Source organism: Pseudomonas sp. S32 (assembly GCF_016648095.1).
GTDB lineage: Bacteria > Pseudomonadota > Gammaproteobacteria > Pseudomonadales > Pseudomonadaceae > Aquipseudomonas > Aquipseudomonas parafulva.
This window is the reverse complement of sequence record NZ_JACVVF010000005.1, coordinates 96,730-119,235: the sequence shown is the minus strand read 5'-3', so window position 1 is coordinate 119,235 and position 22,506 is coordinate 96,730. Positions and strand designations below refer to the sequence as shown.

16 protein-coding genes are annotated in these 22,506 nt (G+C 64.1%); 9 read left to right on the top strand and 7 right to left on the bottom strand.

What is annotated here, in order from left to right:
* Window positions 1-7: 7 nt before the first annotated feature.
* Both IAE38_RS04550 and IAE38_RS04545 read right to left on the bottom strand, forming a co-directional pair.
* Complete coding sequence (locus tag IAE38_RS04550) at window positions 8-1,159, bottom strand: acyl-CoA dehydrogenase family protein (RefSeq protein WP_201216205.1); 1,152 nt, start codon at window positions 1,157-1,159, stop codon at window positions 8-10.
* 16 nt (window positions 1,160-1,175) lie between these two features.
* Window positions 1,176-2,246, bottom strand: coding sequence for an enoyl-CoA hydratase/isomerase family protein (locus tag IAE38_RS04545; protein WP_201216203.1), 1,071 nt, complete (start codon window positions 2,244-2,246; stop codon window positions 1,176-1,178).
* Between the two features lie 226 nt (window positions 2,247-2,472).
* Between IAE38_RS04545 and IAE38_RS04540 the strand changes: the two genes are divergently transcribed.
* The 5 genes from IAE38_RS04540 to qhpG all read left to right on the top strand — a co-directional run bounded on the left by IAE38_RS04540 (window position 2,473) and on the right by qhpG (window position 9,551).
* On the top strand, window positions 2,473-3,867 hold the full coding sequence (locus IAE38_RS04540; protein ID WP_201216200.1) for a hypothetical protein: 1,395 nt from the start codon (window positions 2,473-2,475) through the stop codon (window positions 3,865-3,867).
* Between the two features lie 84 nt (window positions 3,868-3,951).
* Window positions 3,952-5,862 (top strand): sigma-54-dependent Fis family transcriptional regulator, encoded by a 1,911-nt coding sequence (locus IAE38_RS04535; RefSeq protein ID WP_201161644.1) that lies wholly within the window; start codon window positions 3,952-3,954, stop codon window positions 5,860-5,862.
* A 3-nt stretch (window positions 5,863-5,865) separates the two neighbouring features.
* Complete coding sequence (locus IAE38_RS04530) at window positions 5,866-7,599, top strand: ABC transporter ATP-binding protein (protein ID WP_201216198.1); 1,734 nt, start codon at window positions 5,866-5,868, stop codon at window positions 7,597-7,599.
* Window positions 7,589-8,266: a subtilisin-like serine protease QhpE gene (qhpE, locus tag IAE38_RS04525; protein ID WP_201216196.1), complete on the top strand. Its 678-nt coding sequence runs from the start codon at window positions 7,589-7,591 to the stop codon at window positions 8,264-8,266. The genes IAE38_RS04530 and qhpE overlap by 11 nt, the downstream gene beginning before the upstream one ends.
* Complete coding sequence (qhpG, locus tag IAE38_RS04520) at window positions 8,259-9,551, top strand: flavin-dependent monooxygenase QhpG (protein ID WP_201216194.1); 1,293 nt, start codon at window positions 8,259-8,261, stop codon at window positions 9,549-9,551. Before qhpE ends, qhpG begins: the two co-directional genes overlap by 8 nt.
* Window positions 9,552-9,596: 45 nt before the next feature.
* Here qhpG and IAE38_RS04515 read toward each other — a convergent pair whose 3' ends face one another.
* Both IAE38_RS04515 and IAE38_RS04510 read right to left on the bottom strand, forming a co-directional pair.
* A complete protein-coding gene (locus IAE38_RS04515) occupies window positions 9,597-10,910 on the bottom strand; it encodes a hypothetical protein (RefSeq protein ID WP_201216192.1) in 1,314 nt (437 codons plus the stop codon).
* Window positions 10,911-10,990: 80 nt separating this feature from the next.
* A complete protein-coding gene (locus tag IAE38_RS04510; protein WP_201216189.1) occupies window positions 10,991-12,484 on the bottom strand; it encodes an aldehyde dehydrogenase family protein in 1,494 nt (497 codons plus the stop codon).
* Between the two features lie 409 nt (window positions 12,485-12,893).
* Between IAE38_RS04510 and peaA the strand changes: the two genes are divergently transcribed.
* From peaA to peaD, 4 genes are read left to right on the top strand one after another with little or no spacing between them, the layout of a single operon-like run.
* The gene (gene peaA / locus IAE38_RS04505; RefSeq protein WP_201216188.1) at window positions 12,894-14,459 is read left to right on the top strand and encodes a quinohemoprotein amine dehydrogenase subunit alpha; all 1,566 of its coding nucleotides are present in this window, start codon (window positions 12,894-12,896) and stop codon (window positions 14,457-14,459) included.
* A gap of 48 nt (window positions 14,460-14,507) precedes the next feature.
* Window positions 14,508-15,938 carry a quinohemoprotein amine dehydrogenase maturation protein gene (peaB, locus tag IAE38_RS04500; protein WP_201216186.1) on the top strand — a complete coding sequence of 477 codons (1,431 nt, stop codon included), beginning with the start codon at window positions 14,508-14,510 and terminating at the stop codon, window positions 15,936-15,938.
* Window position 15,939: 1 nt separating this feature from the next.
* Window positions 15,940-16,263, top strand: coding sequence for a quinohemoprotein amine dehydrogenase subunit gamma (gene qhpC, locus IAE38_RS04495; RefSeq protein WP_014590799.1), 324 nt, complete (start codon window positions 15,940-15,942; stop codon window positions 16,261-16,263).
* Window positions 16,264-16,295: 32 nt separating this feature from the next.
* Window positions 16,296-17,417, top strand: a complete 1,122-nt coding sequence (peaD, locus tag IAE38_RS04490) for a quinohemoprotein amine dehydrogenase subunit beta (protein WP_201216184.1) — start codon at window positions 16,296-16,298, stop codon at window positions 17,415-17,417.
* A 71-nt stretch (window positions 17,418-17,488) separates the two neighbouring features.
* Here peaD and mobA read toward each other — a convergent pair whose 3' ends face one another.
* The 3 genes from mobA to IAE38_RS04475 all read right to left on the bottom strand — a co-directional run bounded on the left by mobA (window position 17,489) and on the right by IAE38_RS04475 (window position 22,429).
* Window positions 17,489-18,061, bottom strand: a complete 573-nt coding sequence (mobA, locus tag IAE38_RS04485; protein WP_201216181.1) for a molybdenum cofactor guanylyltransferase MobA — start codon at window positions 18,059-18,061, stop codon at window positions 17,489-17,491.
* A gap of 61 nt (window positions 18,062-18,122) precedes the next feature.
* Window positions 18,123-21,242 carry an efflux RND transporter permease subunit gene (locus IAE38_RS04480; RefSeq protein ID WP_201216179.1) on the bottom strand — a complete coding sequence of 1,040 codons (3,120 nt, stop codon included), beginning with the start codon at window positions 21,240-21,242 and terminating at the stop codon, window positions 18,123-18,125.
* Between the two features lie 11 nt (window positions 21,243-21,253).
* Complete coding sequence (locus IAE38_RS04475; protein ID WP_028633896.1) at window positions 21,254-22,429, bottom strand: efflux RND transporter periplasmic adaptor subunit; 1,176 nt, start codon at window positions 22,427-22,429, stop codon at window positions 21,254-21,256.
* Window positions 22,430-22,506 lie beyond the last annotated feature (77 nt).

Here is a 22,506-nt window from a genome sequence, read left to right as displayed (position 1 = left end):
GCGTGCTTTAAAGAGGGTAATGCTTTAACTCCCGCGCGATCAGCATGCGCTGAATCTCGCTTGACCCTTCATAGATTTGCGTAATGCGCGCATCGCGGTAATGGCGCTCCACCGGGTAATCCTCAAGGTACCCATAGCCACCATGCACCTGGATAGCCTTCGAGCACACCCGCTCGGCCATTTCCGAGGCGAACAGCTTGGCCTGCGAGGCTTCAGACAAGCAGGGCTTGCCTGCGCTGCGCAGGCGGGCGGCGTGCAGGATAAGCAACCGTGCGGCGTTGATCTGCACCTGCATGTCGGCCAGCAGGTTGGCAATGCTCTGGTGTTCGTTGATCGGCTTGCCAAACTGCACGCGCTCACGGGAGTAGGCTAGGGCCGCCTCGAACGCCGCGCGAGCGATACCCAGTGCCTGGGCGGCGATGCCGATGCGCCCACCCTCCAGGTTCGACAGCGCTATCGCCAACCCCTTGCCACGCTCGCCCAACAGGTTGGCTGCAGGAATGCGGCATTGCTCCAAGGTGACCGCGCAGGTATCTGATGCACGGATGCCCATCTTGTGCTCACTGCGGTCTACCTTGAACCCTGGGTTGTCCGTTGGTACCAGAAATGCCGACAGGCCCTTCTTGCCAAGGTCCGGGTCAGTGACCGCGAACACGATGGCCAGGCCCGCGCGGCGCGCATTGCTGACAAACTGCTTGGCGCCGTTGATCACCCACTGGCCGTCTACCAGCTCTGCCCGCGTGCGCAGGTTATGCGCTTCAGACCCAGCTTGTGGCTCGGTCAGGCAGAAGCAGCCGATGACTTCGCCACTGGCCAGGCGCGGCAACCAGTGCTGTTGCTGCTCGTCGGTACCGTAGGCCAGCAGCGGCCCGCAACCCACCGAGTTGTGGATGCTCATCATCGCGCCCGTGGCGCCGCACCCTGCAGATATTTCCTCCACCGCCAGCGCGTAGGCCACGTAGTCGGTGTAACTGCCGCCAAAGGTTTCAGGTACCACCATGCCCAATAGGCCCAGCTCACCCATGTTGCGCACCACACCGTCATCGATCCAGCCGGCCTTTTCCCACGCTTGGGCATGGGGGGCGAGCTCGCCCCGGGCGAAATCCCGGGCCATGTCGCGGATCATGACTTGTTCTTCGCTCAGTTCCACATCTTGCATGTGCGTGCTCCCAGCCTCACAGGCCTTCGAAGAATTGGTCGACACGCTGGCGCTGCAGCCCCTGCAGGGTCGGCGGGTTCCAGCGGGGCTGCTTGTCCTTGTCGATGATCAGGGCGCGGACCCCTTCGATGATGTCACCATGCTGGAACCACTGGCGGTCCAGGTGCAGTTCCATGGCGAAGCAGTCTTCCAGCGAGCAGTGGCGGGCGCGGCGCAGCATCTCCAAGGTTACCGCCATGGCCAGTGGGGAGCGGCTATCCAGCGCATCCGCCGTGGCCAGCGCCCACGCATGGCTGTCGCCGATGCTGACCGTGCGCAGCTGCTCGACAATGGCCTGCAGGTCCGGCAGGGCGAAGAAATGGTCGATCACTGGCCGCAGCTGCGCCAGAGGCGCACCGTCCACTGCCTGAGTGCCAAGGCTCGCCAGCAGGCTCTGCAGGTCTTTGAGCGGGTGGTCGCCAAAGCGCAGCGTGTCCAGACCCTGCTGCAGTGCGGTTAGCGCGTCGCTGTGGACGTACCAGTTCGCCAGGCCGCAATAGAGGGCGTCTGCGGCCTGGATCTGGTTGCCGCTTACGCCCAGGTAGGTGCCCAGTTCGCCCGGGATGCGCGAAAGGAAGTAGCTGCCGCCCACATCGGGGAAGTAGCCAATGCCCACCTCCGGCATACCCAGGCGGCTGCGCTCCGTGACCACACGCAGGTCGCAGCCTTGGGCCAGGCCCATACCACCGCCCAGGGTGAAACCGTCCATCAATACCAGGGTCGGTTTGCGGTAACGGTGGATGACCAGGTCCAACGCATATTCTTCGACGAAAAACGCTTCGTGCAGGGTGTCACCTGCCTTGAAGCTGTCGTACAGCGAACGGATGTCCCCGCCCGCACAAAACCCTTTAGGGCCCTCGCCATTGAGCATCACCGCGACCACTTCGGGGTCGTCTGCCCACAGGTCCAGTTGCCGGCGCAGGCGGCGCACCATGTCCAGGGTCAGGGCATTGAGGCCAGAGGGTCGATTCAGTGTGAGATGGCCGACTCGGTTGCGTACCTCGGCCAGCACAGGTTCGGAAGCCGAAGCGTGAGTGTCTGCAAGCATTGCGTTCTCCCTGCTTTGTTATTGATTTCCATGTGAAAACTGGAGTTCGCTGGAGGATCACAGAATCCTGTCATGCGAATTTGCCCTGCACAATCGACAATTGTGCAGGGCTAACGTGCATTTTTGCGGCTCGCCTGGCAGTTCTGCCAGTAGCCCGGTAGTGAAGACTCGGGCAAACATCATCGCACCGGGGTTTCTACCCCAACTTCATACAGGGGCTGATGCGATGCGCAAAAAACCAATACTCGCCAAGACACTGTTCGGCATGAGCCTCACGGCGCTGGTCACTGCCACATCGGCTTCTGCCGCACCACAGGCCGGGGCGCAAGCCGAAGACACGGGGGCGCCGGCGTCGCCCCTGATCGGCTTCCTGAACCAGCGTGGGCGTGAGTCAGTCGATCAACTCAAGACGTGGTACAACGCGGTTGCCGATGACTGTGGTGGGCCCAGCAAGCCTGCCTACCTGTGCAGCTGCATCCATGTGCGGACCACGACCACCAGCACTCAGTTTTTGCCGTGGGAACCCACCCAAAGCCAGTTGACGAAGGGCAGCGTGGCGTTCTCGTGGCTGCGCCAGGACAACAACTTCGGCAAACCCTTTGGCAACCAGAACGGCCTGATCCTGCCACCCGTGCAGGCTGTGCCGCCCGGCAAGAACAACAAGCTGGAGGTGCTGTGCAGCTTCCCGATCAACGCCAACACCAATCAGCGCCCCAGCTTGCAAGGGTGTGGCCCTATTACCGGTTACGAAACCACCACGGCCAGCTGCCAGACCCTGGGCGTGTCGACGGCGCAGCAATGGCTTGAACGTTACCCCAACGCCGGTAACTACCGGGTGTGCGGGTGGGACATGCGCGAGCCCTCGCAGCCACCCGCCAGGGCTTTCCAGGCTGCCATACATGCACGCGCCGGGCTGGCGGATGCGCTGTGGCATGTCAATAACGAGGTCTTGCTCCCGGTATGGAGCGCAGGCAGTGGGGGTGAGCTTCCGATACAGGCGTTCTTTTTTGTCAGCGGCGAACCCCAAGCACTGGTCAAGGCGCAGTTCGACCAGATCCGTTACTACCAGGCGTACCACCAGTTGGTGCCGGTCGTCAGCCTGGCGTTCCCCTCGGCCAAGGGTGGCGTGATGACCTTCGGCTATGACGCTGATGGGCAGGCGGTCGGGCGCCCAACGCCGCTTCCCGACTTGGATTTCGAGCACCTTGCCGTAGGCGATGTCGCTAAAGTGACGGTAGACGGGGTGGTGTTCGAAATGGGCCCTCGCAGGCAGGGCGTCAGTGATGCGGCCCATGACAGCGGCGGCCTGATTGCGGGTAAACACCTGCAGGCGGACGGCACCATCACCTTTTCGTTGCCCGGTGCGGGCCGTCGCCTGGTCAGTTTCTCCTGGGGCAGCAACAGCTATACGGGGTTGGGCCTGAGCATCTCAGGCGAACAGATTGAGCTTTCAGAGGATGACGCAGGCCCCATGCGTTACGGTCGGCAGGAACTGATCATCGAAGGCCCAGAGGTGTTCACGCTGACCGTGGACTCTACAGAGGACGATTCGCTGCTGGTGCTGGACAACCTGAAAGTCGAGAAACTGCCGGATCACCCGCTGGCCCCATCCGCCAGATGACGGTTTGCCATTTATCGCGCACACTGCATGAAAAATTCCCAAGCCCGTTCCCCGCTGCTCGGCGGGGCACAGCCGGAGTAGCACATGGCGCGACAATCCATAACAAACGCCCAAGACGCACTTCACGAAACCCGCCAGGCCCGTTTGAAACTGGCCAGCGAAGGCGAGCTGCCGCTGGGCATGCTGCGCGACGAGATCGACGCCTCGTGGCGCCGAAGCCTTGGCCATGGGCTCAATTGCCTGCAAGGCGAGCAGGTGGGCCTGGGCCTGCAGCAGGGGCAGGACCTGCGCGCGTTGCTCGAACGCAACCGCCTGCTGCTGGACGCCGTCACCCCTGAACTGGACTACCTGGTTGCCCGCCAGGGTAAAGGTGGCATCGTCATCCTCGGCGATGCCCAGGCCAACGTGCTGGCCATCGAAGGGCAGACCCATGTGCTGAGCCGTGAAGGCCTGCGCGACCTGCACCCGGGCAGTTGCTGGAGCGAGTCCTTGCGCGGTACCAACGCCATTGGTACTGCCGTAGTGGAGGGCCGCCCGACGCTGATCAACTGCGGCGAACACTACCTGGACCGCCTCAGCCCCTTCTCCTGCACCTCTGTACCCCTGCGTGACCCCGGTGGCGAGGTGATCGGTGTGCTGGACATCACCCGTGAAGGGGTCATGGCGCAACCGCAGGACAACCTGACCGCACTGATGCTGGCTGCTGGCACCATCGAGAGCCGGCTGTTCGGCCTGTGTCACCCGGGCCATCTGGTACTTGGGTTTCACGCCCGTGCGCAGTACCTCAACAGCGCCTGGCATGGCTTGCTGGCGCTGAACCTGGAGGGCGAAGTGGTCGGGGTAAACGACAACGCCTGCCAGTTGATGCGCATGTCGCGCCAGGAAGTGATCGGCAGACGCAGCAGCGACCTGCTGGGGGAGCGCTCCCCAGCCTTTATTGCACGCCTTTGGCAAGGCGGCGTGAGCAGTGTGCAAACGGCCAAAGGCGAGTTTTTCGTGCGTGCCTTGCAACTGCCCCGTCATGGGCGGGTAACGGGTCACCCGTTGCCAGGCAAACCGGCCCAGCCCACCCAGGCCCCCGGGCTTGAGGCCTTGGCCGGCGCTGATTCGCGCCTGGCCCGCAACCTGCGCATGGCCCGGCAAGGCCTCGGCAATGGTTTGCCGGTGCTGCTGCTGGGTGAGACTGGCACCGGCAAGGAGGTCGCCGCCCGCGCCCTGCATCACGCCAGTTCACGTGCCGACAAGGCATTCGTGGCGGTCAACTGCGCGGCCATCCCTGAGGGGCTTATCGAGTCGGAACTGTTCGGCTACCGCGAGGGGGCGTTCACCGGCTCGCGGCGCGGTGGCATGGTCGGGCGGCTGATGCAGGCGCATGGCGGTACCTTGTTTCTGGACGAGATCGGCGACATGCCCCTTGCCTTGCAGGCACGCCTGTTGCGGGTGCTGCAAGAGCGGCGGGTGGCACCGCTGGGTGCCGGTGACGAACAGGACATCGACGTTGCGTTGATCTGCGCGACCCACCGCGATCTCAAGCGCCTGGTCCACGACCAGCGCTTTCGCGAAGACCTGTACTACCGGGTCAATGGCGTGTCGCTGCGCCTGCCGGCCCTGCGCGAACGCGAAGACCTTACCGCGATCATCCAGCAGGTGCTGGACAAGTGCGCGGCTGCGGCCGTCACCCTCGACCCCGCGCTCGACGCAGTGCTGCATGGCTACGACTGGCCGGGCAACATTCGCCAGCTGGAGATGGTGTTGCGCACGGCGCTGGCCATGCGCGAACCGGGTGAACAGGTGTTGACCCTCGACCACCTGACCGATTGCCTGCTGGAAGAACTGGCCAGTGCCAACCCGCCGTCAGGCAGCCTGAAAGACAACGAGCTGGAGCTGATGCGCAGCGCACTGGCCCGCCACCAGGGCAACGTTTCGGCCGCTGCCGAGGCACTGGGCATCAGCCGGGCGACCTTGTACCGCAAGCTCAAAGCCCTGCGTTGCTGAGCCGTGGGCAACCTGTTCGCAAGGCTGGTGGAGTCCAGCGACCCCGTACTGATGCGCCAGGCCCTGGCTTGGCTGTACAGTTTCGTGCGGCCACATGGCCGCGCCATCGGCGTGCTGCTGGGCCTCTCGCTGAGCGCCTCGCTGCTGGCCCTGATGCAACCCTGGCTGGTCAAGACGCTGATCGACGAGGGCCTGCTGGCGCGGGATTACCAGACGCTTTGGCACATTGCCGCCATCATGATCGTTACGGGCCTCTTGGGTACGGTGCTGGCCGGGGTCAACCGCTACCTGCACACGCGGTTGTCTGGGCGCATTCTGTTCGCGCTGCGTGACGACCTTTACCGCCATTTGCAGCAGTTGTCGCCCTCCTTCTACGGGCGCCGGCGCATGGGCGATATCCTGTCACGCCTGGACGGCGATGTGGCGGAGATCCAGCGTTTTGCCGTGGACTCTTTGTTCTCGGCGGTGTCGGCTGTGATCGGCCTGGTAGGTGCGGTGGCCCTGATGCTGATGCTGTCATGGCAGCTGTCACTGCTGCTGGCACTGCTGGTGCCGGTAGAAGTGCTGTGGCTGCGCTGGATGCGACGTAAGGTTGAGCGTGAAGTACGCAACCTGCGTGAACGCTCTGCCGATGTGTCATCGTTCCTGGTCGAAACCCTGCCGGCGATGAAGTTCATCCAGGCGGCCGGCCAGCAACGCCGTGAGGCTGGGCGGCTCGACCAGTTGGGCAAAGGGTACATGAGCCAGTTGCTGAAGGTGCAGGTCACCGAATTCTTCACCCAGGCGATCCCCGGCACGCTGACGTCGTGGTGCCGCGCCTGCGCGTTTCTGGTGGGGGGCTGGTGGGTGATTCAGGGCACGTGGCAGCTGGGAGCGTTGATCGCCTTTTCCACCTACATGGGCATGGCGGTGGGCCCCGTGCAGAGCCTGCTGGGGTTGTACGTGGCGGTGCAGCGCATGGCTGTGAGCCTGGGCCGGGTGATGGAGCTGAAGCAGGAGACGGTGGCTGTGCTTCCGGCGCGCCACCCCCGGCCCATGCCTGATGGCCCTGGCGAGCTGCGGCTTGAGGGTGTGAGCTTTGCCCACCAAGGGCGTCACGGCGCCGTGCTGGACGGTGCGCACGTGTGCATACCGGCCGGTATGAAAGTGGCCATCAGTGGCCCATCGGGGGTGGGCAAATCGACCCTGATCGACCTGCTGCAGCGTTTCTACGACCCGGACGCGGGCCGTATTCTGCTGGATGGCGCGGACCTGCGCGATCTGGACCTTGCTGCCCTGCGCAGGCGGGTGGCCGTGGTCAGCCAGGACATCGTGCTGTTTCGCGGAACCCTGGCACAGAACCTGGCCTATGGCGTGCCTGAGGCGTCCCGCGCCGAACTGGAGCGGGTGGTACACCTGGCACGCCTGGGTAGCCTGGTTGACAGCCTGCCGCAGGGCCTGGACAGCCTGCTGGGCGAGCGTGGCCAGCAGTTGTCTGGCGGCCAGAAGCAACGCATTGCCATCGCCCGCGCAGTGTTGCAGGCGCCGGCTATTCTGGTGCTGGACGAAGCCACCTCGGCGGTGGACGAAGCCACCGAGCGCGAAGTGATCACCGCGATCGACCAGCTGTTTGCGGGCCGCACGCGCATCCTGATCAGCCATCGGGCATCGACACTGGCCGATGCCGACTTGCACGTGCAATTGCGTGATGGCCAATTGGAGGTTCTTTTGCAGGAGGCAGCAAAGCATGACAACTGAGGTACGTATGGGTGTGATCGACAGCGGCTGCTCGCCCGCTCAGGCACAGGGCCTGCTGGCCACACGCTGTTTCTGGCTGGAGCGGGCCGACTTGCGTGACGCTGAAATGGCCGTTGACCAACTGGGGCACGGCACGGCTGTGCTCGCGGCCGTACAGCGCGAGGCCCCGGGGGTGTCGCTGCTGATGGCCCAGGTGTTCGACACCCAGCCCAGCACCAGCGCCCTGCAGGTGGCAGCTGCGTTGTTGTGGCTGGTAGAGCAGGGCGCAACGGTGGTCAACCTGAGCCTTGGCCTGCAGCAGGACCGGCCCGTGCTGCGCGAGGCCTGCGCCGAGGCCCAGGCGGCAGGCGTGTTGTTGTGTGCATCGAGCCCCGCCCGCGGGGCGCCGGTATACCCGGCCAGTTACCCCGGGGTGATCCGCGTGACCGGGGATGCCCGCTGCGCCCCTGGCCAGTGGTCATGGCTGGGTAGCCGTCAGGCGGATTTTGGCGGCCATGTGGGCAGTGGTTCTGCCGCGGGTGCCAGCCTGGGGTGCGCTGCATTGAGCGGCAGGGTTGCGGCGCTGCTGCGTGATGAGCCTGGCATGCACCCTCAGCAGGTGCGGGACTGGTTGCGCAGCCTGGCGGCCTTCAAGGGGCCGGAGCGGCGAGGCGCCAGGCATGCATGAGCCCCGCATCCTCGTGCTGGGTGCAGGCCCTGCGGGGGCTGCCACCGCCATTGGCCTTGGTCGCCTGGGGTACCCGGTAACGGTCGTGTCCGAGTGGCGCCGCTTCTCGGCAGTGGAGGGTGTGTCGCAGCGGGTGCTGGAAGGTTTGCGCCATGCTGGTTTGGGCGGTGCGTTGAACCAGGCTGCCACGTCGGCTACCCGACAGGTGCACTGGAACGGCCAGCACTTGCAGATGAACCAGGAGTACCTGCTGGACCGGCAACGTTTCGACCATGCCCTGCGCGATGACCTTCTGCAGGCCGGCATCACGGTTATCGAAGGGCGGGCGCGGCAGATCGAGCACGACGTCAGCTACCAGGTTCACCTGGATGACGGCCAGGTGCTGGAGGCCGATTTCCTGGTAGAAGCCCGTGGCCGACAAGCCCCCCTGGCGGCGGACCGCCTGCGTGGCCCTGAAACGGTCAGCCTGCTGGCGAGCTGGCAGGGTGCCCCTGGCGAGCCTGCTTCGGCGATCGAAAGCCTGGACGGCGGCTGGGCATGGATGGCGCGGCTGGCGGATGGGCGCGGTTACTGGCAGATCACCCAGGACGCCGAAAACCTGCCAGCCAAGGCAGCCCTGGCCGGCTACTGCGCGGTGTTGCGTGAGCGCAGCGCGCTGGCGGCGGAGCTGTTTGGTAACCAGGCATCGCTGGCGGCGCCCGTCCATGCTCGCAGCAGCACGCCTATCCTGGCAGGGGATTGCGTAGGCATGGACTGGATCCGGGTGGGGGATGCCGCAATGGCCGTGGACCCGCTGTCTGGCAATGGGATCTTCCAGTCCTTGTCTTCGGCATTGCAGGCGCCGATGGTGATCAACACCCTCTTGCGCAGGCCAGGGCGGGCAGGGCTGGCCCGCCAGTTTCACCAACAGCGGGTGGCAGAGTTGTTCATGCGTTTCGCGCGTACCGGCCGTGACTTCTACGCGCAGGAACAGGCCCGCAGCGGGCAGCCATTCTGGGGCCGGCGCCAGGGCTGGCCCGACACCCAGCCACTGCACCTGGCAGCGGACAACCAGGCGGTGCAGGTGGTGCGCCGGCCAGTGCTGTGTGACGGGCTGGTGGAGGAGGCAGAGGTGGTGGTAACAGCGGACCAACCACTGGGCGTCTGGCAATTGCAGGGGGTGCCCTTGGCGCCGATCGTGCGGGCGGCGCAGGCGGGTGAAGGGCTGGATGCCGTTCTGGCGGGGCTGGAGCACCACCAGCGGCTGCAGGTGATGCGATGGCTGCGCGAACAGCGCATCACCTGAGCTGCCTTGGCCTGCTTTGCCGAGCCCAGACCACGCCGGGTCGGCTTAGAAGAAGGTTCCGACGATCAATTGCAGATAGGTGCCCGTATCCCGCCCGCCCAATTGCGTGCCGCCGTTGGCAGCGCTCCGCTCGGGTTTGTAGAAGCCTACTACCGGGCTGATGAGCAGATGGTCGTTGACCATCCATTCTGCGTACAGGTCCAGTTCACGCCCGCCCAGGTTGCCCCGGGCGGTATCGAGCGTATCAAAGTCGAAGTACAGCGCACCCACGGTCAGGTTGTCATGCGGCTTGCCTTTGACCGCTACATGATGCACCTGGCTGTTCTTGTTGAACGGCCCTGCATAGTTGGCTGCCACCTCCCCCTGGAACCAAGTGCCGTAGCCCCGGCTCAGGCCGTAGAACAACGGGTCGAAGCCCTCGGAGAACCGGCTGTAGCGGTAGGTGGCAGTGGGTGACCAGGGCAAGGCAGTAAACGTCCAGTTGCCCTCCAGGTACCACGCATTCTCGTGCCCGCCAGTCTGGTCCTGTGTGACGTACTCGGCGGCGACCTCAAGGCCTTCAACGCCCAGGTTACCTCGCCCGCGCAGGCTTGCAGTATCCATGCCGTCGCGGTGTTGCAGGCCCATCAGTTGTGCGTATCGGTCGTCCACATCCAGGCCGCGGATCCAGCTGATGCCCACGGTACCTGTGTCAGCGACATGCTCCAGGTTGGCCACTGCCAGCGAGGTGTCGGCCTGGTAATGGTTATCGGACTTTAGCCACATCAGGTCGCCACGCCAGCCTTGCTTCCCGCCCAGGCGCAACACGGCCGTGCGGTCGAAGGCTTTGCGCGCTGCCAGGTAGTAGGCGCCGCCACGGTTGAAGTTCGCGCCCAGGTCCGCTTTGCCCAGGTTTACCGGGTCGCCTTGAATCAGGAAACCGTCGCCTAGCGTCACCACCTGCCGCCCGCCGGAGAGGTCGATGCCATCCTCGCCCAGGGCCGGAAACAGGTTCCCCGACCGCCAGCCCAGGTTCATGTCCTCGATGGCGGTGCGGCGTTCGTCGCCCAGGGTCAGCCCGGCAGCATCGCCATCGCCCCAGGTTGCGGAACTGACCAGGCTGAGCGCGCCGTAGAGGGTGCCGCTTGCGGCCAATGCCTGGGTGCCGGCGAGGCCGTACTTCGCATAACCTTCCTGCCACGCGCTGCTGCCAGCTTGGCGGTTGCCGGCCTGGTTGAAGCTTTCGTCGCTGTGGAAGGCGCCGAACAGTGCCTCGAGGTTGGCGTTCACCGTAGTGCCGTTCTGGTTGTACAGCTCATAGGCGTGGGTGAGCGGGGCAGTGAACAGCAGGGCCAATGTGCAGGCGAGTTTGTGCGTCATGGTGTACTCCATGGTCATTGTTGTTTTGAGAAGTGCTGCAGCGGCCCTGCCGCGATGGGGCAGGGCCAGGGGTGAAACGCTCAGAGCTTGATCAGTACTGACTTGAGCTCTGTGTAGTGGTCAATGGCAGCCGCGCCCATTTCACGGCCCACCCCCGACATCTTGTAGCCCCCGAACGGCAATGCCGGGTCCAGGGCGCTGTGGCAGTTGACCCACACCGAGCCTGACTTGATACGCGGGATCATGCGGTGTACCGCAGCCAGGTCGTTGGACCAGATGCTCGCGCCCAGACCGTACGGGTTGTCGTTGGCCATGGCGATTACGTCATCAACGTCGTCGAAGGGCATCGCCACCAGCACCGGGCCGAATATTTCTTCCTGCACCAGGCGATGGCGCTGGTCCACATCGACGATGACGGTGGGCTTGACGAAGTACCCTGGGCCGAAGCTTTCACCCCCACAAGCAATGCTTGCCCCGAGTTCGCGGCCCAGTTCGATGTAGCCGGTGACGCGGTCCTGCTGTTTGGCGGAAATCAGCGGGCCCATTTGCACCGCTGGGTCCAGGCCGCTGCCAAGTTTCATGCCGTTGGCAATGCTGGCGATATCACCCACCACATTGTCGAAATGCTTGCGGTGGACGTACAGGCGTGAGCCGGCGCAGCATACTTGGCCCTGGTTGAAGAAGATGGCGCTGGCGGCCCCGGCTGCGGCCTCCTGCAAGTTGGCATCGGGCATGACGATGGTAGGCGATTTACCACCCAGCTCTAGGGTGACCCGGGTCATGTTGTCCATGGCCGCCTTGCCGATCAACTTGCCCACCTCGGTGGAGCCGGTGAACGTCAGTTTGTCGACGCCGGGGTGTCGGCTGAGGGCGCCGCCGGCATTCAGGCCGGTGCCGGTGACCACGTTGAACACGCCCGGCGGGTAGCCGGCTTCGTCCACCAGTTCTGCCAGCTTGAGCACGCTCAGCGGTGTTTCGTCCGCCGGTTTGAGCACTACCGTGCAGCCGGTGGCCAATGCAGGGCCGAGCTTCCAGCACGCCAGCAGCAATGGGAAGTTCCAGGCAACGATGGCACCGACCACGCCCACCGCCTCCCGACGCACGAACCCATGAAACTGGTCGTTTGGCATCAGCGGCAGGGATGCATCCACGGTGCTGCCTTCGATCTTGGTCGCCCAGCCGGCCATGTAACGCAGAAAATCGATGGCCAGTTGCACGTCCATCACCTGCGCCGCCGCAGCGCTCTTGCCGTTGTTCAGGCACTCCAGCTCTGCCAGCAGGCGGGCGTCACGCTCCATCAGGTCGGCCAGGCGCCACAGCAGGTTCTGACGTTCGCGCGGGCGCAGGCGGCTCCAGGGCGAATCATCGAACGCCTGGCGCGCAGCGCGTACTGCCCGGTCTACGTCCTCGGCATCCGCGGCGGGCACTTCGCCCAGTATCTCGCCCGTAGCCGGGTTGCGAAAGGACAGGGTGCGGCCACTGGCGGCGTCCTGCCATTCGGCACCGATGCGCATCTTCAGTTTGCGTTCGATGAAGGCCTGGGTGGCAGGCAGGGTAGAGTGTTCGCTGGGCATGGGGCTTAGCCTCTTGTCATTGGATGTGACAGGCTTTGGGCAATGGCCGTGCCAAGGTTACACCGCGGCTGTAGGGCCTTGAATCGTGGGGCTTTGCGCGGCGGTATAGCCCTGAACAACGGTGCTGCGCTGTAGCACATTGAGACAGTGTGAGACGGGGATGCAACAGGGGTCAGCTGACCGCTGCCTCCCACGCGGGGCAGTGTCTCAGCTTGAAACACCCTGTCGCGAAATGGCACGCCGCTCGCGCTGGCACACACTGGGAAGGCACACCCAAAAACCTGTCAAGTCACTGAAAAGTAAAGAAGTTGGTGGAGGTGGCACGGTTTCTGTATCTCAGCCAGTCATTGCACCCGTGCTTCACCTGAGCGTGCGACACCATAAGAACAACAACCGTGGAGGTCTGACCTTGAAGACGACTCGACTCCGGCGACATGCTGGCAAGCTGGCGTTACTCGCCGCCGCGCTGCTGGGCACCCAGGCCATGGCGGCCGAACAGGGCCCTAACCTGTTGCAGAACAAGTGCATGGGGTGTCATATCCCCGAAGGTACCGACAGTTACAGCCGCATCAGCCACCAGCGTAAAACCCCCGAGGGTTGGTTGATGAGCATCGCCCGCATGCAGGTGATGCACGGCTTGCAGATCAGCGACGACGACCGCCGTACCTTGGTCAAATACCTGGCCGACAAACAAGGCCTGGCGCCCAGTGAAACAGACGGCGTGCGCTACGCGATGGAACGCCGTCTCAACACGGTGGAGCATTTCGATACTCAGCTGGCCGAAACCTGCGGCCGCTGCCACTCCGGCGCGCGGGTGGCGCTGCAACGGCGCCCGGCGAAGGAATGGGAATACCTGGTCAACTTCCACCTCGGCCAATGGCCGTCCCTTGAGTATCAGGCCCAGGCGCGTGACCGGGACTGGTTGCCGATCGCCCTGCAGCAAGTGGTGCCTGAACTTGCCAAGCGCTACCCGCTGGAGAGCCCGGCCTGGGCCGACTGGCAGAAGGCCAAGCCTGATGCCAGCACACTGACGGGGCAGTGGGCCTTCAGTGGGCACATGCTGGCCAAAGGCGATGTGCGTGGGGTGATGAGTATCACTGCCGAGCCGGGCGACACCTTCAAGGTCGAGGTCAAGGGCGCTTATGCGGACGGCACTCCATTCAACGGCAACGGCACGGCGATTCTGTACAACGGCTATGAGTGGCGCGCCAATGTGAAAGTGGGCGATACCTACCTCCGCCAGGTATTCGCAGCACTGGATGGCGAAATGAAAGGCCGCATGTTCGAAGCCGAACACGATGAGCGTGGCCTGGACTTCACTGCTGTGAAGGAAGGCAAGGCCCGCCTGCTGGCGGTACAGCCAGGCTTCATCAAGGCCGGTGAAGAGGCCGAGATCAGCTTGGTGGGCAGTGGCCTGGACGGCAAGCCCGACCTGGGCGCCGGCGTCGAGGTGACCCAAGTGCTGGAGCAGACGCCAACCTTGCTGCGGGTCCAAGCGCGCGCGGCCCGCGACGCCCAGCCCGGCCAGCGCGACGTTGCCGTGGGTGCGCTGAAGGGGGCAACCCTGGCCGTTTACGACAAGGTCGAGGAGGTGAAGGTGGTCCCCGCGTTCTCCATCGCCCGCATTGGTGAAAACGGTGCATCGGTGCCCAAGGTGCAGGGGCGCTTCGAGGCTGAAGCCTGGGGCAAGGACGCCAGCGGCCAGCCGCTGCGCATTGGTTACCTCCCGGCCACATGGAAGGTCGAACCGTTCAACGAGCGTGCCGTTGAGGACGAAGACGTGAAATTTGCCGGGCAGATGCAGCCCGACGGCGTGTTCGTGCCCGGCGGCGCAGGCCCCAACCCTGAGCGCAAGATGATGACCAACAACGCCGGCAACCTCAAGGTCATCGCCACACTGGCCGACGGCGGCCAGACCGGGGAGGGGCACATGATCGTGACCGTACAGCGCTGGAACAACCCGCCATTGCCGTAACGGCGGGCTGCAACGGTTTTCCAACGGATCGATTATCGGGAGGTCGCCATGGGCGCACTACTGAACCTGGTCGAGCGTAACCTGCATGAAGTGCAGGTAGATGCCGACCGCATGCTGTTCCACATACCCAGCAGCTCGCTGTTCGCCACCGACGCCGTGACCGGCGGGATCATCGACAGCCTGCGCCAGCAGGGATGTTCGGCAGAAGAGTTGATACAACGGCTTGGCCAGCAATTTGCCGGGCAGGACATCCAGGACACCCTGTGCGAGCTGATCGCGCTGGAACTGGTCAGCGACGGCTCGCCGCTGACCCCGGAGATCGCCCTCAAGCAGGTCGAACGCACCGCCCTGAACACGGTGGTGCTCAACGTCAACACCGGCTGCAACCTCAGTTGTACCTACTGCTACAAGGAAGATCTGGACAAGCCGTCTGCCGGCAAGAAAATGAACACGGCCACCGCCGAAGCCTCGGTGGAGATGCTGCTCAAGGAGTCCCCCGACGAGCAGCGTTACAGCGTGGTGTTCTTTGGCGGCGAACCGCTTTCCAACCGGCCGCTGATCGAGCACATGGTGGGCTATTGCGAACGCCGCTTCGCCGAGGCCGGCAAGCAGGTGGAATTCATCATGACCACCAACGCCACCTTGCTGACCGAAGAGGTAGTCGACTGGCTTGATGCCCACCGCTTCGGGCTGTCGATCAGCATTGACGGCCCCAAGACCGTGCATGACCGCAACCGCATCACCGTGGGCGGCCAGGGCACCTATGATGTGGTACGGCGCAAGGCAGACATGCTGCTGTCGCGTTACCGCAGCCGGCCTGTGGGTGCGCGCGTGACCCTCACCCGCGGCATCACCGACGTCGAAACCATCTGGAACCACCTGTTCAATGAGCTGGGTTTCGCCGAAGTAGGCTTTGCCCCCGTCACCTCCGGTGACCTGGCCGCCTTCAACCTCACCGGCGAAGAGCTGGTGCAGGTGTTCGCCAACATGAAGGCCCTGGGGCGGCGCTACCTGGACGCTGCGCTGGAGCACCGCAACATCGGCTTCTCCAACCTGCACCAGCTGATTACCGACATCCACGAAGGCCACAAGAAGGCACTGCCGTGTGGTGCAGGGCTGAAGATGCTGGCAGTGGACCATGAGGGCGAGCTCAACCTGTGCCATCGCTTCACAGGTTCCAGCCTGCCGACGTTCGGTAACGTACACCAGGGCGTCAAGCAGGTGCAGCTGAATGACTTTCTGTCACAACGCCTTGACCGCAGCAACACCGGCTGCGAGAGCTGCCGCATCCGCAACCTGTGTTCGGGCGGGTGCTACCACGAGAGCTACGCACGTTACGGCGACCCGCAGCACCCGACCTACCACTATTGCGAGCTGATGCGCGACTGGGTGGACTTCGGGATCGAGGTCTACAGCCGCATCATGGCCACCAACCCGGCCTTCATCGACCGCTACATCACCCCGCGGAAGGCGCACTGACATGAAGCATTTGAAACCTCTCAACAACAAGGCACGCATCCTGGAGCAGGCCGCCGCCGAGGACCGCGTCGAGGAAGTCATGGCCATGAGCGCGGTGGCCGGGTGCACCGCCACCACAGACCCTGGCTGGGAAGTTGACGCGTTTGGCGGTGTGAGCTCGCTGTGCCAGCCCATGGAGGCTGACCTGTACGGCTGCTCCGACCCCTGCTGGTGGCCGGCTCAGGTGCCGGACATGATGAGCACCTACCAGGACTGGAACGCTCAGGCGACCAACTCCGCTGAAGACTGGCGCAACCTGGGCACTGTGTTCCCTAAAGACAAGTGACCGGCCCAACAAGAACGACAAGGGGAAACCGCATGAATGCTGGACGCTGCGCACGCGTTGCGCTCACCATCGCCGCCATGGCCTGTACTGGCCTGGCGCAGGCAGACGACACCGGGCCGGCCCTGAAGGCCGGGCATGAATACATGATCGTCACCAACTACCCAAACAACCTGCACGTGGTGGATGTGGCCACCGATACTGTGTTCAAAAGCTGCGCCATGCCCGACAAGTTTGGCCCCGGCACCGCCATGATGGCGCCGGACAAACGCACCGCCTACGTATTGAACAATCACTTTGGCGACATCTATGGGTTTGACCTGGACACCTGCAAGAACACCTTCCACGCAAACCTGTCCAGTGTGGCAGGCGAGATGGGGCGCTCGATGTATTCGTTCGCGATCAGCCCGGATGGCGAAGAAGTCTACGCGACGGTCAACCCCACCCAGCGCCTGAACGATCACTACGTGGTCAAGCCGCCCAGGCTGGAGGTGTTCCGTACCCGTGACGGCCTGCAGGCCAAGCCGGTACGCACCTTCCCGATGCCGCGGCAGGTGTACCTGATGCGTACTGCCGATGATGGCAGCCTGTACGTGGCCGGGCCGGACCTGTACAAGATGGATGTGCAGACCGGCAAATACACGGTGGCCCTGCCGCTGCGCAACTGGAACCGCAAAGGCTACAGCGCCCCGGACGTGCTGTACTTCTGGCCGCACCAGAGCCCGCGTCACGAATTTTCCATGCTGTACACCATTGCCAAGTTCAAGGGCAGCAAGCAGGACCCGGCCACCGACCAGTACTTGTATGGCTACCTGAGCGTCGACCTCAAGACCGGCAAGCCCCACACCCAGGAGTTCGCCGACCTGACGGAGCTGTACTTCACCGGCCTGCGCTCACCCAAGAACCCCAACCAGATGTATGGCGTGCTCAATCGCCTGGCCAAGTACGATATCAAGCAGCGCAAGCTGATCAAGGCTGCGAACCTGGAGCACACCTACTATTGCGTCACCTTCGACAGCAAGGGCGACAAGCTGTACCTGGGTGGCACGTTCAATGACCTGGCGGTATTCAACCCGGACACACTGGAAAAGGTCGGCAACATCAAGTTGCCGGGTGGGGACATGTCCACCTCGACGCCGCAGGTGTTTGTTCGGTAGAAGCAATGGCCTTGCACAACCCTCAAGGCTGGCGGAACACTTGGGCTCCCCAAGCAAAGGTGCAGGCCATTTTATGTGAGCCACTCCGGGCTGTTGAAGTTGCTCAGCCTGGGGTCATCATCTTCACATTCCAGCGCCTCAACCTGCGCGCGCAACAGCGCCTTTTGCAAACTGCGCTCGCCCTCGGCCCAGGCATGTTCCAGCGCCGGCAGTAGCCGGCGTGGGAGCACGCTGAACATGGGCTGCCAGTAACCACCCTGGCGCACCATGGCCGCAGCATCACGGGCATGCGCCAACCTGCGCAGGTCGTGGATCAAGGCCGGGTCTACCAGGGGCGCGTCGCAGGCCAGTACCACCACCCACGCATGCCTGGCCACCTTCAACCCGGCAATGACCCCGGCCAACGGCCCCGGGAAATCCGCTTCGGCATCGCTCACTAACTGGTCCGCGTAAGCCCGGTAGCGCAGCTGATTGCGGTTGCACGAGATTACCAGGTCATCGCTGAGGGGGCGCAGGGTGCGGTACAGGTGTGCCACCAGTGGTTCGCCGCGCCATTCCAGCAGCCCTTTGTCCCGCCCACCCATGCGCTGGCCGCGGCCGCCGGCAAGGATCAGGACGGAACAGGGGGGCAGGGTATCAGGCATGAAAAAGGGCTCCAGGCAGTCGATGCCAGGAACCCTCCCATTTAAGGCCGTTGTTGTCCAGTCAGCTGTCGTGGGCAACCTCGTTGGCGGGTTGCTTGCCGCGCCCGGCCAGGCGCATCACCACCACGAAGAATACCGGTACGAACACCACGGCAAGGGTGGCACTGAGCATGCCACCGATCACACCGGTGCCGATCGCCTGCTGGCTGGCCGAGCTGGCGCCGCTGGCGATGGCCAGCGGGACCACACCGAGGATGAACGCCAGCGAGGTCATGACGATGGGGCGCAACCGCAAGCGCGCGGCCTGTATCGCCGCCTCGGTGGCATCCAGGCCCTGGTCGACCAGGCTCTTGGCGAACTCGATGATCAGGATGGCGTTTTTCGCCGACAGGCCGATCAGGGTAATCAGGCCCACCTTGAAGAACACGTCGTTGGGCATGCCACGCAGGGAAACGGCCAGCACTGCGCCCAGTATGCCCAGCGGTACTACCAGCAACACCGCAGTGGGGATCGACCAGCTTTCATACAATGCCGCCAGGCACAGGAACACCACCAACAGCGACAGCGCCATCAATACCGGGGCCTGGCTGCCCGACAGGCGCTCCTGCAGTGACAGGCCGGTCCATTCCAGGCCCACCCCGGTGGGCAGTTGCGCCACCAGCCGCTCCACTTCGGCCATGGCCTCACCCGAGCTGTAGCCGGCGGCCGGTTCGCCCGAAATCGACACCGCCGGGTAGCCGTTGTAACGGGTGAGCTGTACGGGGCCGCTGACCCACTTGGCTTGCACGAATGCCGCCAGCGGTACCATCTTGCCGCTGCTGTTGCGCACATGGATCTTCAGCAGGTCCTCGACCTGGCTGCGCTGGTCGCCCTCAGCCTGGACCACCACACGCTGCATGCGGCCCTGGTTGGGGAAATCGTTGACGTAGCTGGAGCCCACCGCCACATCCAGCACCGAGCCGATGTCAGCGAACGATACGCCAAGCGCGTTGGCCTGCCGGCGGTCGATCTCAAGCTGCACCTGCGGGCTTTCGGCCAGGGAGGCCTCGCGCACGTTGGTCAGCACTTTGCTCTTGCCGGCGTTGGCCAGCAGCTCGTCGCGGGCCGCCATCAGTTCTGCATGGCCCATGCCGCCACGGTCCTGTAGGCGGAACTGGAAACCGGTGGACTCGCCAAGGCCATCGATCGGCGGCGGCAGCACGGCAAACGCCACGGCATCCTTGAGCTGAGAGAGGGCCATGTTGGCGCGGTCGGCAATCGACTGGGCGCTGTCATCCGCGCCGCGCTCCGACCAGTCCTTGAGCGTGGTGAACGCCAAGGCCGCATTCTGCCCGCTGCCCGAGAAGCTGAAGCCAAGAATGACCGTGGTATTGCCCACGCCCGGCTCCGAGCCGTTGTGCGCCTCTATCTGTGCGGCCACCTGCTCGGTACGCATGCGCGTGGCACCGGGTGGCAGCTGGATGTCTGTGATGGTGTAGCCCTGGTCTTCGGTTGGCAGAAACGCCGTGGGCAGTTGGCTGAACCCGTAGCCCAGCACGCCCAGCAGCAAGGCGTACACCAAAAAATACCGGCCACTGCGGCGCAAAGCGCCGGAAACCCAGCCCTGATAGCCGTTGCTCATGCCTTCGAAGCGGCGGTTGAACCAGCCAAAGAAGCCCTTGCGCTGGTGATGCTCGCCCTTGGCAACGGGTTTGAGCAGTGTCGCGCACAGCGCTGGGGTGAGGCTCAGGGCCAGGAAGGCCGAGAACAGGATCGACACCGCCATTGATACCGAGAACTGCTGGTAGATGACCCCGACCGAGCCTTGCATGAACGCCATGGGCAGGAACACCGCCACCAGTACTAGCGTGATGCCGATAATGGCACCGCTGATCTGCCCCATGGCCTTGCGGGTGGCCTCCTTGGGCGGCAAGCCTTCCTCGGCCATGATGCGCTCGACGTTTTCCACCACCACGATGGCGTCGTCCACCAGGATGCCGATGGCCAGGACCATGCCGAACAACGTCAGAACGTTGACCGAAAAGCCCAGGGCCAACATCACCGCGAACGTGCCCATCAACGCCACCGGCACTACCAGCGTAGGGATCAGCGTGTAACGCAGGTTCTGCAAGAACAGGAACATCACTGCGAACACCAGCAGCATGGCTTCGAACAGGGTGGTGATCACCTGCTGGATGGACACCTTGACGAACGGCGAGGTGTCGTACGGGATGTCGTATTTGACGCCCTCCGGGAAGTAGCGCGCCAGGTCCTGCATCTTCGCCCGCACCAGCGTGGCGGTTTCCATGGCGTTGGCGCCAGGCGACAGCTGCACACTGAAGGCGGTGGCTGGCTTGCCATTGAGGCGGGTGCCGAACTGGTATTCCTGGGCACCCACTTCGACCCGTGCCACATCGCCAATGGTCACGGTGGAGCCGTCTGGGTTGGCGCGCAGAACGATGGCGGCAAACTCCTCGGGGGAGGACAACTGGCCCTTCACCACGACGTTGGCGGTGATCTCCTGCGTGTCGCGGCCAGGCAGGTCACCGATGCTGCCAGGCGCCACCTGGGCGTTCTGCCCGGCAATCGCGTTGGCCACATCGTTGGGGGTGAGGTTCAGGCCGACCAGTTTCGCAGGGTCGATCCAGATCCGCATGGCCCGCTCCGAACCATACAGCTGTGCCTTGCCCACCCCTTTGATGCGGCGGATTTCGTTCATCACGTTGCGAGCGAGGATGTCCGACAGGGCGGTTTCGTCGAGCTTGCCATCCTCGGAGGTAAGGGTACCCAGCAGCAGAAAACCAGTGGACAGCTTCTGCACTTGCAAACCCTGCTGGGTGACCGGCCGTGGCAGGCGCGATTCGACCACTTTCAACCGGTTCTGCACGTCAACCTGAGCCAGGTCCGGGTGGGTGCCGGGCTGGAAGGTCGCGGTAATGGTAGCGCTGCCCAGGCTGCTCTGGGATTCGAAATACAGCAGGTTGTCGGCGCCGTTGAGTTCCTGCTCGATCAGGCTGACCACGCTTTCGTCCATGGTCGCCGCCGAAGCGCCAGGGTAAACGGCATAGATTTCGATCTGTGGCGGCGCCACATTCGGGTACTGCGCCACTGGCAGTTGCGGAATGGCGAGGGCGCCTGCCAGCAGGATGAACAGTGCGACCACCCAGGCGAAAATCGGGCGGTCAATGAAGAATTGCGGCATGGGTCAGGCCCTCACTGGCCGGGGTGCTGTGCGACGGGCTTGGCCTGGGTGGCAGTATCAACCTGCACCTGGTCCCCGGCCTTGATGTGCTGCAGGCCTTCAACCACTACCTGCTCACCGGCAGCCAGGCCCTCGGTGACCACCCAACGGTCGCCCTGGGCGCTGCCCAGCACTACCTGGCGGTCGCTGACGCGAGACTGCGGGTCCACCACCATGACCTTCGGCACGCCGGCGCTGTCGCGTTGGATGGCGCGTTGGGGCACGCTGATGCCCTGGGGTTGCACCGCCTGCGCCAGGCGCACGCGCACATAGCTGCCAGGCAACAGGTCCAGGTTGGGGTTGGGGAATTCGCTGCGCAGGGTGATCTGGTTGGTACTCGGATCGACGCTGATGTCGGAGAACAGCAGCTTGCCGGGTAGTGGATAGGCACTGCCGTCGTCCTGGATCAGGGTAACGCTGGCCTGGCCATCGCCGACCTGCTGCACCTGGCCAGCGCGCAGGGCCTTGCGCAGTGCGCTGATTTCACGGGTCGACTGGGTAACATCGGCGTGGATGGGGTCCAGTTGCTGAATGGTCGCCAGCGGCGTGGCTTCGTTCTGCCCAACCAGCGCGCCTTCGGTTACCTGAGCCCGGCCAATACGGCCGGCGATTGGCGCCGTGACCGTGGCGTAGCCGAGGTTCAGGCGTGCCCGTTGCAGGGCGGCCTTGGCTTCGGCCACAGCGCCGTCGGCCTGCAGGAAGCTGGCTTTGGCATTGTCGTATTCCTGGCGGCTGACCGCTTTGTCGCTGACCAGTTCGCGGTAGCGCTGCTCCTGCAGCCTGGCTTGGTATAGCGTGGCCTCGGCCTTGGCCAGGGCCGCCTTTGCGCTGTCGAAGTCTGCCTTGAACGGGGCCGGATCGATCAGAAACAGCACATCCCCCTGCTTCACATCGCTGCCTTCACGGTACACGCGCTTGAGCACCACGCCAGCCACCCGGGCGCGAACCTCCGCTGTGCGCGGTGCCAGAATGCGGCCGCTGAGCTCAGTGGTGACGGCCAGTGGCTGCAGTTGCAGGGTTTCTACCCGCACTTGGGGGGCAGGGGGCTGTTGGTCCTGGTTGTCACCTTCGCTACAGCCGCTCAGGCCAAGGCCCAGTAACGCCAGAAGCGCCAGGCGGCGCAGGCAGGGGGATGATGTGTTGGGCATACGGGTCTTCCGCTGATGATCCACACTATGCTACGGCAGTCGCTCAACGAATTGCTGTGAACAGCTGTAGGGCAGGT